The sequence below is a fragment of the Streptomyces sp. NPDC058274 genome (assembly GCF_042881375.1).
GTDB lineage: Bacteria > Actinomycetota > Actinomycetes > Streptomycetales > Streptomycetaceae > Streptomyces.
The window spans coordinates 47,953-61,495 of record NZ_JBHVXW010000010.1 but is presented as its reverse complement, the minus strand read 5'-3'; the positions used below and the strand labels follow the sequence as shown (position 1 = coordinate 61,495).

General features: G+C 68.5%; 12 protein-coding genes and 1 riboswitch. Of the genes, 8 read left to right on the top strand and 4 right to left on the bottom strand.

Annotation, left to right across the window (positions count from 1 at the left end; genetic code table 11):
- Window positions 1-74: 74 nt before the first annotated feature.
- The 7 genes from ACFVYF_RS20960 (at window position 75) to ACFVYF_RS20930 (ending at window position 8,767) form a co-directional block, all read left to right on the top strand.
- Window positions 75-2,261 carry a carbon starvation CstA family protein gene (locus ACFVYF_RS20960; protein WP_389457359.1) on the top strand — a complete coding sequence of 729 codons (2,187 nt, stop codon included), beginning with the start codon at window positions 75-77 and terminating at the stop codon, window positions 2,259-2,261.
- Entirely contained in the window at window positions 2,236-2,445 is a 210-nt protein-coding gene (locus ACFVYF_RS20955; protein ID WP_389457357.1) for a YbdD/YjiX family protein, read from the top strand. The genes ACFVYF_RS20960 and ACFVYF_RS20955 overlap by 26 nt, the downstream gene beginning before the upstream one ends.
- A 104-nt stretch (window positions 2,446-2,549) precedes the next feature.
- Window positions 2,550-2,813: a DUF3311 domain-containing protein gene (locus ACFVYF_RS20950; RefSeq protein WP_389457355.1), complete on the top strand. Its 264-nt coding sequence runs from the start codon at window positions 2,550-2,552 to the stop codon at window positions 2,811-2,813.
- Window positions 2,810-4,420, top strand: coding sequence for a monocarboxylate uptake permease MctP (gene mctP / locus ACFVYF_RS20945; RefSeq protein WP_389457353.1), 1,611 nt, complete (start codon window positions 2,810-2,812; stop codon window positions 4,418-4,420). Before ACFVYF_RS20950 ends, mctP begins: the two co-directional genes overlap by 4 nt.
- A gap of 132 nt (window positions 4,421-4,552) precedes the next feature.
- Window positions 4,553-5,059, top strand: coding sequence for a GNAT family N-acetyltransferase (locus tag ACFVYF_RS20940; protein ID WP_389457352.1), 507 nt, complete (start codon window positions 4,553-4,555; stop codon window positions 5,057-5,059).
- Between the two features lie 45 nt (window positions 5,060-5,104).
- Window positions 5,105-5,246: riboswitch (cobalamin riboswitch) on the top strand.
- 126 nt (window positions 5,247-5,372) lie between these two features.
- A complete protein-coding gene (locus ACFVYF_RS20935; protein ID WP_389457350.1) occupies window positions 5,373-7,754 on the top strand; it encodes a ribonucleoside-diphosphate reductase subunit alpha in 2,382 nt (793 codons plus the stop codon).
- A complete protein-coding gene (locus ACFVYF_RS20930; RefSeq protein WP_389457348.1) occupies window positions 7,754-8,767 on the top strand; it encodes a ribonucleotide-diphosphate reductase subunit beta in 1,014 nt (337 codons plus the stop codon). Before ACFVYF_RS20935 ends, ACFVYF_RS20930 begins: the two co-directional genes overlap by 1 nt.
- Here the strand turns inward: ACFVYF_RS20930 and ACFVYF_RS20925 are convergent.
- Window positions 8,680-8,901 carry a hypothetical protein gene (locus ACFVYF_RS20925; protein WP_389457346.1) on the bottom strand — a complete coding sequence of 74 codons (222 nt, stop codon included), beginning with the start codon at window positions 8,899-8,901 and terminating at the stop codon, window positions 8,680-8,682. The genes ACFVYF_RS20930 and ACFVYF_RS20925 overlap by 88 nt on opposite strands.
- A gap of 93 nt (window positions 8,902-8,994) precedes the next feature.
- On the opposite strand from ACFVYF_RS20925, the gene ACFVYF_RS20920 reads away from it, so the two are divergent.
- Window positions 8,995-9,960 (top strand): helix-turn-helix domain-containing protein, encoded by a 966-nt coding sequence (locus tag ACFVYF_RS20920; protein ID WP_389457345.1) that lies wholly within the window; start codon window positions 8,995-8,997, stop codon window positions 9,958-9,960.
- Window positions 9,961-9,984: 24 nt separating this feature from the next.
- Here ACFVYF_RS20920 and ACFVYF_RS20915 read toward each other — a convergent pair whose 3' ends face one another.
- From ACFVYF_RS20915 to def, 3 genes are all read right to left on the bottom strand, one after another.
- Entirely contained in the window at window positions 9,985-11,352 is a 1,368-nt protein-coding gene (locus ACFVYF_RS20915; protein WP_389457342.1) for a cytochrome P450, read from the bottom strand.
- Entirely contained in the window at window positions 11,349-12,434 is a 1,086-nt protein-coding gene (gene cyc1, locus ACFVYF_RS20910; RefSeq protein WP_389457340.1) for an epi-isozizaene synthase, read from the bottom strand. The genes ACFVYF_RS20915 and cyc1 overlap by 4 nt, the downstream gene beginning before the upstream one ends.
- Before the next feature lie 412 nt (window positions 12,435-12,846).
- Complete coding sequence (gene def, locus ACFVYF_RS20905; protein ID WP_389457338.1) at window positions 12,847-13,497, bottom strand: peptide deformylase; 651 nt, start codon at window positions 13,495-13,497, stop codon at window positions 12,847-12,849.
- Between the last annotated feature and the right edge of the window lie 46 nt (window positions 13,498-13,543).

The window sequence follows — 13,543 nt, the reverse complement described above, 5'->3', positions numbered from 1 at the left end:
ACTGCACGTGGTGTAGCGCAGCTCCCTTTACTGTTCTACGGTCCTCCCGTCACCCATGGACGGGAGGACGCCCCGTGCGCACGCAAAGCCCTGAGCCGGCAGCCCCTGAGCCGGCAGCCCCTCGCAAGGCAACGCCCCGGACCGTCGTCAGCTGGACCCTCGTCGCACTGGTGGGCGCCGCGGGCTGGTCCGTGCTGGCGCTCTCGCGGGGCGAGGACGTCTCGGCGGCCTGGATGGTCGCCGCCGCCCTCGGCTCGTACGCCCTCGCCTACCGCTTCTACGCGAAGTTCATCGCGTACAAGGTGCTCCGGGTCGACAGGACCCGGGCGACCCCGGCGGAGCGGCTGAACAACGGCATGGACTTCCATCCGACCGACCGGCGGGTGCTGCTCGGCCACCACTTCGCGGCGATCGCCGGCGCGGGCCCGCTGGTGGGGCCCGTACTGGCCGCGCAGATGGGCTACTTGCCCGGCACGATCTGGATCATCGTCGGGGTGATCTTCGCGGGCGCGGTCCAGGACATGGTGGTGCTCTTCTTCTCCACCCGCCGGGACGGGCGCTCGCTCGGCCAGATGGCCCGCGAGGAGATCGGCCCGTTCGGCGGCGCCGCCGCGCTGGTCGCCGCCTTCGCCATCATGATCATTCTGCTCGGTGTGCTCGCCCTGGTGATCGTGAACGCGCTGGCGCAGTCGCCGTGGGGCACCTTCTCCATCGCGATGACCATTCCGATCGCCCTGCTGATGGGCTTCTATCTGCGGGTCCTGCGGCCGGGCCGGGTCAGCGAGGTCTCGCTCATCGGGGTCGCCCTGCTGCTGCTCGCGCTGGTCGCCGGGCGGTGGGTCGCCGAGTCCTCGTGGGCCGGCACCTTCACCCTCGCGCCCGCCACGCTGGTCGTGTGGCTGGTGGTGTACGGCTTCGTGGCCTCCATCCTGCCCGTGTGGATGCTGCTCGCGCCGCGCGACTACCTCTCCACCTTCATGAAGATCGGCACGATCGCCCTGCTCGCGCTCGGTGTGGTCGTCGCGCTGCCGACGCTGAGGATGGACCCGGTCACCGACTTCGCCTCGCACGGCAACGGCCCGGTCTTCGCCGGCTCGCTCTTCCCCTTCGTCTTCATCACCATCGCGTGCGGCGCGCTGTCCGGATTCCACGCGCTCATCTCCAGCGGCACGACGCCGAAAATGATCCAGAAGGAGACGCAGATCCGGATGATCGGCTACGGCTCCATGCTGATGGAGTCGTCGGTCGCCGTGATGGCGCTGGTCGCGGCCTGCATCATCGACCCGGGCCTGTACTTCGCGATGAACGCCCCCGCGGGAGTCATCGGGACCACCGTGCAGTCCGCCTCGGCGGCGGTCGGGCACATGGGGTACGTCATCTCGCCCGAGGACCTGGCCGCCGCGGCCCGGGGCGTCGAGGAGCAGACCCTGCTCTCCAGGACGGGCGGCGCGCCCACGCTCGCCATCGGCGTCTCGGAGATCTTCTCCAAGGTGACCGGAGGAGGCCTGCGGGCGTTCTGGTACCACTTCGCCATCATGTTCGAGGCGCTGTTCATCCTGACCGCGCTGGACGCGGGCACGCGCGTGGGCCGGTTCATGCTCCAGGACATGCTGGGCAACGTCTACCGGCCCTTCAGGAACGTGAGCTGGAAGCCGGGTCTGGTCATCACCAGTGCGCTGGTGACGGGCCTGTGGGGCTACTTCCTGTGGGTGGGCGTCCACGAACCGCTCGGCGGGATCAACCAGCTCTTCCCGATCTTCGGCATCGCCAACCAGCTGCTCGCTGCGGTGGCGCTCGCCATCTGCACGACCCTGCTGGTCAAGTCCGGGCGCCTCAAGTGGGCCTGGATCACCGGGATCCCGCTCGCCTGGGACGCCACGGTGACGCTCACGGCCAGCTGGCAGAAGGTGTTCTCCAGCGACCCGCGCGTGGGCTTCTTCCAGCAGCGCAGCGTGTACCAGGACGGCATCGACGCGGGCAAGGTCCTGCCGCCCGCCAAGACGATGGACGACATGCACACCGTCGTCACCAACTCGACGGTCGACGGCGTCCTCTCGGCGGTCCTCGCCCTGCTCATCGTGATCGTGATCCTGGACGCGGCCCGGGTCTGCGTCCGGCACGTGCGGCGCCCGGCGCTCTCCTCCCTGAGCGAGGCGCCGTACGTGGAGTCGAAGATCGTGGCCCCGGCGGGGCTGATCCCGACCAGGGCGGAGAAGGCGGAGGAGGCGGAGCGCGATGCGGTCGGCGCTGCACGCGATTAGCCGCGCCGGACGCGGACTGCGCTGGTACGTACGGGAACTGACGGACGAGTCCGCGTACGACCGCTATGTCATCCACGTCCGCAAGGACCACCCCGACGCGTCCGTGCCGTCGCGGCGCGACTTCGAGCGGATACGGACGGCCCGTCAGGAGGCCGATCCCCGGCAGGGGTTCCGCTGCTGCTGACGACACGAAGACCGATATGCGGACAGGGGTTCCGTTTGGCCGACACCGTCGCCTAGATTGCCTGCGCGTTACACAGGTGATCAGAGAGTGGACGGAGTCACGAGATGTCCGAAGAGTCAGAAGTGAACAGAGCGGTGGTGACCCCCGCGCGGGTGGTCATCGCCCTCTGTCTCGTGGCGCCGTTCGTGGCGATGCTGTGGGTCGGCTCGTACGCCAAGATCGATCCCACCTTCATCGGCATCCCGTTCTTCTACTGGTACCAGATGCTGTGGGTGATCATCTCCACGGCGCTGACGATGACCGCGTACAAGCTGTGGCAGCGTGACCAGCGCGCCCGCACGTCGCAGGGCGGGGGTGCGTCGAAGTGAACGACGGCGTGAACGGAGTCGCCCTCGGCGTCTTCATCTTCTTCTTCCTGGCCGTCACGGCCCTGGGTTTCGTGGCCGCGCGCTGGCGCCGGGCCGACAACGAGCACACGCTCGACGAATGGGGCCTGGGCGGACGGTCGTTCGGCACCTGGGTCACCTGGTTCCTGCTCGGCGGCGACCTCTACACGGCGTACACCTTCGTCGCCGTACCCGCGGCCATCTACGCGGCGGGCGCGGCCGGCTTCTTCGCGGTGCCGTACACCATCCTCATCTACCCGCTGATCTTCACCTTCCTGCCGCGGCTGTGGTCGGTGTCACACAAGCACGGCTATGTGACCACGTCGGACTTCGTGCGCGGGCGCTTCGGCTCCAAGGGGCTGTCGCTCGCGGTGGCCGTGACCGGCATCCTCGCCACGATGCCGTACATCGCGCTCCAGCTGGTCGGCATCCAGGCGGTCCTCGACGTGATGGGCGTCGGCGGCGGCGAGAACACGAACTGGTTCGTGAAGGACCTGCCGCTGCTCATCGCCTTCGGCGTGCTGGCCGCGTACACGTACTCGTCGGGTCTGCGCGCCCCCGCGCTGATCGCGTTCGTGAAGGACACCCTGATCTACATCGTGATCGCGGTGGCCATCATCTACATCCCGATCAAGCTCGGCGGGTTCGACGACATCTTCAAGGCGGCGAACGACAAGTTCACGACGGCGGGTGCGGGCGGAGTGGTGCCCGCCGAGGCCGGCCAGTGGACCTACGCCACGCTGGCGCTCGGCTCGGCCCTCGCGCTGTTCATGTACCCGCACTCGATCACCGCGACGCTGTCCTCGCGCAGCCGTGAGGTGATCCGGCGCAACAGCACGATCCTGCCGCTGTACTCCCTGATGCTGGGCCTGCTGGGCCTGCTCGGGTTCATGGCGATCGCGGCCGGGGTGAAGGTGGACAACGGGCAGCTGGCGATTCCGCAGCTGTTCGAGAACATGTTCCCGGACTGGTTCGCGGGGGTGGCCTTCGCGGCCATCGGCATCGGCGCGCTGGTGCCGGCGGCCATCATGTCGATCGCGGCCGCGAATCTCTTCACCCGCAACATCTACAAGGACTTCATCAAGCCGGACGCGACGCCGAAGCAGGAGACCCAGGTCTCCAAGCTGGTCTCGCTGCTGGTGAAGGTGGGCGCGCTGGTCTTCGTCCTCACCATGGACAAGACCGTCGCGATCAACTTCCAGCTGCTGGGCGGCATCTGGATCCTGCAGACCTTCCCGGCCCTGGTCGGCGGCCTGTTCACCCGCTGGTTCCACCGCTGGGCGCTCCTCGCGGGCTGGGCGGTCGGCATGGTGTACGGCACGCTCGCCGCGTACGGTGTCGCGTCGCCGACGCAGAAGCACTTCGGCGGCAGCTCGAAGGAGATCCCCGGCCTCGGCGAGATCGGTTACATCGGTCTGACGGCGTTCGTCATGAACGTCGTGGTGACCGTCGTCCTCACCTTCGCCCTGCGGGCCTTCAAGGCGCCGGACGGCATCGACGAGACGTCTCCGGAGGACTACACGGCGGACGCGGGCGACACGGGTGTGCAGGTCGAACTGCCGCCTGCCACCGCGGGCACGGCCCACTGATCCGGCCCCCGTACCTGACGACGGGCCGCCGCTCTCGTACCCGAGAGCGGTCCGTGGTTCTCGTACCCCTCGACGGGCCGCCGAGAGAAATTCGGCGGCCCGTCGTCGTGCCCGTCCGGCACACTCCCCGGCATGGACATCGTCATCAGGCGGGCGCGGCCCGAGGAGTACACAGCCGTCGGGGAACTCACCGCCCAGGCCTACCTGGGCGACGGTCTGCTCGATTTCGGGGAGAGCGACGCGTACCTCGGGGAGCTGCGGGACGTGGCGAAGCGGGCGGCGGCGGCCGATGTGCTCGTCGCCGTCGAGGGCGCCCGGGTGCTCGGCGGAGTGACCTTCGTGCCGGCCGGCGGGCCGATGGCCGACATCGCGCGGCCGGGCGAGGCGGAGGTGCGGATGCTCGCCGTATCGCGGGAGGCCCGGGAGCGCGGCGCGGGCGCGGCCCTCGTCCACGCGTGCGTCGACCGCGCACGCGAAGTCGAGGGCTGCGTCCGCGTCGTGCTCTCCACCCAGCGGACCATGCACGCCGCCCACCGCCTCTACGAACGGCTCGGCTTCACGCGCTGTCCCGCGCGCGACTGGAACCCGATCCCGGACCTCGACGACATCCTGCTGCTCACCTATGAGTTGACGCTCTGACACGCTCTGCGAACGGCGCGACACAAGATGTGGGGGTGCCACCGCAGCCCGGCACAAGATGTATGCTCGTGCTCGCTGTCGTCGCAGGGGAATCCGGTGTGAATCCGGAACTGTCCCGCAACGGTGTACTTGTGCGTGTATGCGCGCTCGGTCAGTCCGAGGACCTGCCGACAGCGCGCCCCGGCCGGCCGGCCCGGGCGCCGACGACGTCCGGGCCTCGTGGAATGGGCCGGTGGACGCACGCGTACCGGCAAGGTGTCGCGTGTTCCGCTGCCCTCCGCAAGGCCCCGTGCCGAGCGAGGGAGAGCCCCACGTGACCATCGCGCCAGCCGATCCGGCCACCGCGACACCGTCCGCGACGTCGGAGGAGACGGACGGTCCGGGTGCCGCACTGCTGCGGACCCTGACCCGCCTCACCGCCGACCTCCCCGGCGCCGACCCCGGCCGGGTCGCAGCCGCCGCGCTGCGCGGCCGGTCCGCCCGCGCCGATGAGGCGGAGCTGCGCGAGCTGGCCACCGAGGCGGCCGCCGGACTCATCTCCGAGGATCCCGTCTACTCGCGGCTGGCCGCCCGGCTGCTGACGATCAGCATCGCCGCCGAGGCCGCCTCGCAGGGCGTCACGTCGTTCTCCGGGTCCATCACCACGGGCCACCGCGAGGGTCTGATCGCCGACCGTACGGCCGCGTTCGTACGCCTGCACGCGGCCCGTCTGGACGCGCTGATCGACCTCGAAGGCGACGACCGCTTCGGCTACTTCGGGCTGCGTACGCTGCACAGCCGCTATCTGCTCCGGCATCCGATCACCCGGCAGGTCATCGAGACGCCCCAGCACTTCATGCTGCGGGTGGCGAGCGGTCTCGCCGAGGACGAGACGCCCCGCGCGCTCGACGAAGTCGCCGCTCTCTACGCCCTGATGAGCCGCCTGGACTATCTGCCGTCCTCCCCCACGCTCTTCAACTCCGGTACGCGGCACCCGCAGATGTCGTCCTGCTACCTCCTCGACTCCCCGCTGGACGAGCTGGACTCCATCTACGACCGCTACCACCAGGTGGCCCGGCTCTCGAAGCACGCCGGCGGCATCGGCCTGTCGTACTCCCGGATCCGCTCCCGGGGTTCGCTGATCCGCGGCACGAACGGGCACTCCAACGGCATCGTCCCGTTCCTGAAGACCCTCGACGCCTCGGTGGCCGCGGTGAACCAGGGCGGCCGGCGCAAGGGCGCGGCCGCGGTGTACCTGGAGACCTGGCACTCCGACATCGAGGAGTTCCTGGAGCTGCGCGACAACACCGGTGAGGACGCCCGCCGTACGCACAACCTGAACCTCGCGCACTGGATCCCGGACGAGTTCATGCGCCGGGTCGACACGAACGGCGTCTGGTCGCTCTTCTCCCCCGCCGACGTGCCCGAGCTGGTCGACCTGTGGGGCGACGAGTTCGACGCCGCGTACCGCAGGGCGGAGGAAGCCGGGCTCGCCAAGAAGACCATCCCGGCCCGCGATCTGTACGGCCGCATGATGCGCACCCTCGCGCAGACCGGCAACGGCTGGATGACCTTCAAGGACGCCGCCAACCGCACGGCCAACCAGACCGCGGAGCCGGGCCACACCGTGCACTCCTCGAACCTGTGCACCGAGATCCTGGAGGTCACGGACGACGGGGAGACGGCCGTCTGCAACCTCGGGTCGGTCAACCTGGGCGCCTTCGTGGTCGACGGCGACATCGACTGGGAGCGGCTGGACGCGACCGTGCGCACCGCGGTGACCTTCCTCGACCGGGTCGTCGACATCAACTTCTACCCGACCGAGCAGGCGGGCCGTTCCAACGCCAAGTGGCGGCCGGTGGGCCTCGGCGCGATGGGTCTGCAGGACGTCTTCTTCAAGCTGCGGCTGCCCTTCGACTCGCCCGCCGCCCGTGCGCTCTCCACCCGGATCGCCGAGCGCGTGATGCTCGCCGCGTACGAGGCCTCCGCCGACCTCGCCGAGCGCAACGGCCCGCTGCCCGCCTGGGAGAAGACCCGTACCGCCCGCGGTGTCCTGCACCCCGACCACTTCGACGTCGAGCTGAACTGGCCGGAGCGCTGGGCGGCCCTGCGGGAACGCATCGCCGCGGTGGGCCTGCGCAACTCGCTGCTCCTCGCCATCGCACCGACCGCGACCATCGCCTCCATCGCGGGCGTCTACGAGTGCATCGAGCCGCAGGTCTCCAACCTGTTCAAGCGCGAGACGCTGTCCGGCGAGTTCCTCCAGGTCAACTCCTACCTGGTGGACGAGCTGAAGAAGCTCGGCGTGTGGGACGCGCAGACCCGGGAGGCGCTGCGCGAGTCGGGCGGCTCGGTGCAGGGTTTCACCTGGGTGCCGCAGGACGTCCGCGACCTCTACCGCACGGCGTGGGAGATCCCGCAGCGCGGCCTGATCGACATGGCCGCCGCCCGCACCCCGTTCCTGGACCAGGCCCAGTCGCTGAACCTGTTCCTGGAGACGCCGACCATCGGCAAGCTCTCCTCGATGTACGCGTACGCCTGGAAGTCGGGCCTGAAGACGACGTACTACCTGCGCTCGCGCCCGGCGACCCGGATCGCCCGTGCCGCCCAGGCGCAGGCCCAGCCCGAGAAGACCATCCCCGTCCAGCAGGCCGCCGACCCCGACGCCGTCGCCTGCTCCCTTGAGAACCCCGAGTCCTGCGAGGCCTGCCAGTAATGTCCAGCGAAACCAAGAACCTGCTCGACCCGGGCTTCGAGCTGACCCTGCGTCCGATGCGCTACCCGGACTTCTACGAGCGCTACCGGGACGCGATCAAGAACACCTGGACCGTCGAGGAGGTCGACCTCCACTCGGACGTCGCCGACCTGGCGAAGCTGTCGCAGGGCGAGCAGCACATGATCGGCCGGCTGGTCGCGTTCTTCGCGACGGGCGACTCGATCGTGGCGAACAACCTGGTGCTGACGCTCTACAAGCACATCAACTCGCCCGAGGCGCGGCTGTATCTCTCGCGCCAGCTGTTCGAGGAGGCCGTGCACGTCCAGTTCTATCTGACGCTGCTCGACACCTATCTGCCCGACCCCGAGGACCGGGCGGCGGCCTTCGACGCCGTCGAGAACATCCCGTCCATCCGCGAGAAGGCCGAGTTCTGCTTCAAGTGGATCAACGAGGTGGAGAAGCTGGACAGCCTCGAGACCAAGGCCGACCGGCGCCGCTTCCTGCTGAACCTCATCTGCTTCGCCGCGTGCATCGAGGGGCTCTTCTTCTACGGCGCCTTCGCGTACGTCTACTGGTTCCGCAGCCGGGGTCTGCTGCACGGCCTCGCGACCGGCACCAACTGGGTGTTCCGTGACGAGACGATGCACATGTCCTTCGCGTTCGAGGTCGTCGACACCGTCCGCAAGGAGGAGCCGGAACTCTTCGACGACCGGCTTCAGGAGGAGGTCACCGACATGCTGCGGGAGGCCGTCGAGGCCGAGCTGCAGTTCGCGCGCGACCTGTGCGGTGACGGCCTCCCGGGGATGAACACCGACTCGATGCGCCAGTACCTGGAGTGCGTCGCGGACCAGCGCCTGACGCGTCTCGGCTTCGCGCCGGTGTACGGCTCCGAGAACCCCTTCTCCTTCATGGAGCTCCAGGGGGTTCAGGAGCTCACCAACTTCTTCGAGCGGCGTCCCTCGGCGTACCAGGTGGCGGTGGAGGGCTCGGTCGGCTTCGACGAGGAGTTCTGACCCTCCTGGGCGGCCCTCAGCTCCCGGTCGATCCGCGCTTCGCGGCGCAGTCCGAGCAGCGCGGGGAGAGCCAGGACCACGAAGATCCCGAGGACGGTCAGCAGGGCGGCTGTGGTGTTCATGAGTGTCTGCATGAACACCACTGTCGCGCCGATCGGCCCTCGGGGTCAGTGGCAGGACTGCCGTAGGCCCTCGAATTCCTGCCACATCCGAGGCACACTGACAGCATGCTGAAAAACGTGGCCGCGGTTCTCCTCGACGGAGTGCATCCCTTCGAACTCGGCGTCGTCTGCGAGGTGTTCGGCCTCGACCGCAGCGACGAGGGCCTGCCCGTGTACGACTTCGCGGTGGCCTCGGCCGAGGGGCCGACCCTCGCTACCCATGTCGCCGGGTTCACCGTCTCCACTCCCTACGGCCTCGACCGGCTCGAAGAGGCCGACCTGGTCGTGGTGCCGGCCGCGCGCGACAACGCCGGGCGCGGCTATCCGCCCGAGCTGCTCGACGCCCTGCGCCGGGCCGTGCGCCGCGAGGCCCGGGTGCTCAGCGTCTGCTCGGGCGTCTTCGTGCTCGGCGCGGCCGGGCTCCTCGACGGACGGCGGTGCTCGGCGCACTGGCAGCACGCCGACGAGCTCGCCCGCCGGCATCCGCGGGCGATCGTCGAACGGGACGTCCTGTACGTCGACGAGGACCCCGTCATCACCTCGGCGGGCACCGCCGCCGGAATCGACGCCTGCCTCCACATCGTCCGCAAGGAGCAGGGTCCCGAGGTCGCCAACACCATCGCGCGCCGCATGGTCGTACCGCCGCACCGCGACGGCGGACAGGCCCAGTACATCGAGCGGCCGCTGCCCCGCTCGCAGTGCGACACGGTCGGCGAGGTGCTCGTCTGGATGGAGCGCCACCTCGACGAGGAGGTGACCGTGGAACAGCTCGCCGACCGCGCCCACATGTCCCCGCGCACCTTCGCGCGCCGCTTCCAGCAGGAGACCGGCACCACGCCCTACCGCTGGATCCTGCGGCAACGGGTGCTGCGGGCCCAGGAGTTGCTGGAGGCGTCGGACGAGACGATGGACGCGATCGCGGGCCGCACCGGGTTCGGCAACGCGGCCGCGCTGCGCCATCAGTTCGTCCGGAGCCTGGGGACGACCCCGCAGGCGTACCGGCGCACGTTCAGGGGCCCGCAGGCTGCCTGACCGTGCGCCGGTAAGCGCGCGGGGTCAGCGCGGCACGGCCCTCAGCAGCAGCCGCCGGGGTCGGAGCGTGATGCCGACCCTGGTGTTGCGGTCGGTCTCCGGCAGGTTCTCCAGACGCCACTTCGGCACCACGGTCGCCAGGATGATGGCGAGTTCGGCCATCGAGAAGTGGTCGGCCGGGCACTTGCGGTTGCCCACACTGAACGGACTCATCGCGTACTTCGGCACGTCCTTGGAGCGTTCCGGGAGCCAGCGGTCCGGATCGAACTCCAGATTCCGCTCGTAAGACCGCGGATCACGCTGGATCGCCAGCGGACTGTAGACAATGTCCGCACCGGCCGGAATGCGGTAGCCACCGAGTTCGGTTTCGGCCAGCGCCTGCCGCGTCAATATCCATACGGCGGGGCGTATACGCAGCGCCTCCGTGATGACATTGTTCGTGTGGCGCAGGTTCCGGAGGTCTCCGAATGTGATCGGCCGGTCCCCGATGACGGATTTGACCTCTTCGCTCAGCCGGGTCGCGTGTTCCGGGTGCTCCGCGAGCAACTGCAAGATCCACATCAACTGGGACCCCACCGTTTCGCTGCCCGGTGTGAGTATCGCTATGACCTGATCGTGAACCTCCTGATCGTTGACCGTTTCACCATTTTCGTCCTTCGCCTCGAGCAGCGCCGTGAGCAAATCGTCCGGCTTCTCCTTCGACGCCCGGCGCTCCGCGATGACCTCGTCGGCCAGGCGGTGCAATTCGGCCAATGCGCGGTCGAATTCACGATGGGCCGGAAGGGGGAGCCGATAGAACGGGCCGAACGAGAGGATCATGCGCCGGTACATACCGCCGAACACGGTCGCCAGCGCCGTGCTCAGCCGTTCGGCCAGCTCGTCGATGGGCCCGATCTGCAGGAAGCAGCGGGCCGTGACGCGGACGCCGATGCGGAACGCCTCCGTCGTGACGTCGACCGTGTCGCCGGGCTTCCAGCGCTCCGCGAAGGCCTGCGCCTCCTCCACCATCACCGCCGTGTACTTGGGGATGGCGTCGAGCCGGAACTCGGGCTGGATCGTCTGCCGCTGCCGCCGGTGCAGCTGGCCGTTGCTGGTCGCGACCCCCTTGCCCAGCAGGACGTCCAGGGTGTCCCAGAGCGGGCCGCCGATCTGGTATCCGGGGCTCGTCAGCAGAGTGCCGACGAGGGCCGGCGAGGTCACGGCATAGACCGTTTTCGGACCGAGCTTCAGCCGGACCAGATCGCCGTGGTCGCGCAGCTGGGTCAGGAAGCCCAGCGGATCGCGTACGAGGTTCCAGCCGTGACCGAGACCCGGAACACCACCTCCCGCGAGGGGCGGTACGGACAGCTCCGGCACTTCGGGGGTCGTGGGCCGTACGGACTCGACGGTCATTTCTCACCTGCCGCTTCGTTGTTGACGTACGGGGGTGTGGAGCGGTCGTCCCAGTTGTCGACCATGTACCGGCCGGACTCGTGATGGAACCAGTACACGGAACTGAACCAGTTCCGCATATTGGAGAGGCACGCCTTTACGGCACAGCTCAATTCCCGGCCCTGTGCGGTGCCGTCCGCGAGGGTTTCCGCGAGCCGCAGGACTTCCTTTTCAGCGGCCCGGAATTCGTCGATGCATTCCTCGACCCGGCGCCGTACTTCCGTGACGGCTTCCTCGATGGTCAATCCCTCGTGCTGAATGAGACTGATTCCGAGATTATGGACCTCGTCGCCCGCTATCTCCTTGGGGAGCGAGCAGAGATCGTTGTACCAGGCGGCGAATTCCTGACTGAGCAGTGCGGCCCGCCGAAATGCCGGGTGTTCCCGCACGCGAGCCGGAATTTCGCATCCCGCGCTCGGCTCCAGGAGGTCGGTCCAGATCCAGTGCGCGAACGTCAGCCGGCGGAGTTCGAGGTACTCCTCGACCGTGGGCACGGTGCCGGACGTACGGTTGTGGAATTCCCGGTCGTACGCGTCGATGACGGCGTGGAAGTGGCCGGCGAACCGCGCGTTCCACCGCTTGCTGAGGAACGAGTAGAGCCGGACCATACTGTCCGCGAACGCTGCGACCAGGGGATCCTTGTGGTGCAGATGGTCCCGGGGGGAGTCGAGCGCCGCGTGCAGCTGGAAGCGGAGCCTCCGCCAGGCGGCCGGGCGGCCGTGGACGATGTCGCGGTCGTGCCGGTCGTCCCAGACGAAGAACCACGCGCTGTAGTCCGCTATCGCCTGGAGTACCTCCTCGGGGGCGCCTATGTAGTAGCCCGCCATGAGGTCCGTGTAGCACAGTCCGTCGGCATATTCCTGGACCTTGTCCGGGGACATGAGGCGCTTTTCGAGGAGCCAGGCCCTCGTCTTCTCCTGGAGCCGGGGCCAATACGGGTGCAGTTGACGAGGAAACGCCGTCTCGATCACCGGGAGAGAGAGCGCCGGTGGTACCGCGATCGCGGTCGGTGTCGATGAAGTGCCGTGTGAGAAAGCATGCACGAACAAACCCCTCTCAGCCGCCTGTTGGCGCTACACCCCTCCCGTCGTGCCGGGCGTGCGCCGTTGCGTATCCCCGCACTTCCCATTCAGCACCACAACTGACCGTTCTGGGAACGGATTTGCTCCACTCACTACCTCAAGGTGCCGAGAATCTCCCCATGTATGACTGATTCTGGATCATTCCAGGAGTACAAGCGATCGAACGTGCGACGTACAGACGAACGACGCCTGGTCAGAGAGGTTCTCGACCAGGCGCCGTTGATGCGGGCTCACAAGAGATCGCGAGCCTCGCCTGTCATTTTCTGTCACAGCCGTCCGCGACGACGTCTCCGTCACACGGGCAGCACGGGTCACTCGGCCTGACGCCGTCTCCGCCGCAGCGCGGCGCGAGGGACTCGGCCCTGACGACCTCTCAGTCGTTCGCCACGATCGGGTAGCGGGGCTCGTTCTCGGCCATCTGCCGCAGGGCGTCCTTGCGCTCGCGCTTGGAGAGCCGGTCGATGTACAGGTAGCCGTACAGGTGGTCCGTCTCGTGCTGGAGGCAGCGCGCGAAGTAGCCGGTGCCCCGCACCTTGACCGGGTTGCCCTTCTCGTCCTGCCCGGTGACCTCCGCGTAGTCGGGGCGGGCGAGCGGCGCGTAGGCGGTCGGCACCGAGAGGCAGCCCTCGTTGCTGTCGTCCAGGCGGCGCTGGTCGGCGGGCAGTTCGACGAGCACGGGGTTGCAGACCACACCGGTGTGCCGCTTGCCGTCGTCGTCGGGGCAGTCGTACACGAACACCTTCAGGTCGACGCCGATCTGGTTCGCGGCCAGGCCCACGCCCTCGGCGGTGTGCTGGCTGGCGAACATGTCGGCGACCAGCTGCGCCAGCTCGTCCCCGAACTCGGTGACGTCCCTGCACTCCTTGTGCAGCACCGGGTTCCCGACGACCGTGATCGGCCGCGAGGTACCGCGCTCACGGTAGGCGGCCTCACGCTCCTCGCAGTCCTCGGTGTCGATGACGAAGCCCTCGTCGTCCACGGGGAGCACGCCCGTGTGCTGCTGATCGGTGTCCTGCTGCGCCATGACCGACGTATGCCTTCCTGCAACGTGGAGAGATTCTGCGCGTACA

What these genes read in the sequence shown, in the direction of transcription:
- ACFVYF_RS20920 (WP_389457345.1), top strand. Translation starts at nt 8,995, where the DNA reads ATGCTGAAAAACGTGGCCGCGGTTCTCCTCGACGGAGTGCATCCCTTC.
- ACFVYF_RS20915 (WP_389457342.1), bottom strand. Translation starts at nt 11,352, where the DNA reads ATGACCGTCGAGTCCGTACGGCCCACGACCCCCGAAGTGCCGGAGCTG.
- ACFVYF_RS20930 (WP_389457348.1), top strand. Translation starts at nt 7,754, where the DNA reads ATGTCCAGCGAAACCAAGAACCTGCTCGACCCGGGCTTCGAGCTGACC.
- ACFVYF_RS20955 (WP_389457357.1), top strand. Translation starts at nt 2,236, where the DNA reads ATGCGGTCGGCGCTGCACGCGATTAGCCGCGCCGGACGCGGACTGCGC.
- ACFVYF_RS20940 (WP_389457352.1), top strand. Translation starts at nt 4,553, where the DNA reads ATGGACATCGTCATCAGGCGGGCGCGGCCCGAGGAGTACACAGCCGTC.
- def (WP_389457338.1), bottom strand. Translation starts at nt 13,497, where the DNA reads ATGGCGCAGCAGGACACCGATCAGCAGCACACGGGCGTGCTCCCCGTG.
- ACFVYF_RS20950 (WP_389457355.1), top strand. Translation starts at nt 2,550, where the DNA reads ATGTCCGAAGAGTCAGAAGTGAACAGAGCGGTGGTGACCCCCGCGCGG.
- ACFVYF_RS20925 (WP_389457346.1), bottom strand. Translation starts at nt 8,901, where the DNA reads ATGCAGACACTCATGAACACCACAGCCGCCCTGCTGACCGTCCTCGGG.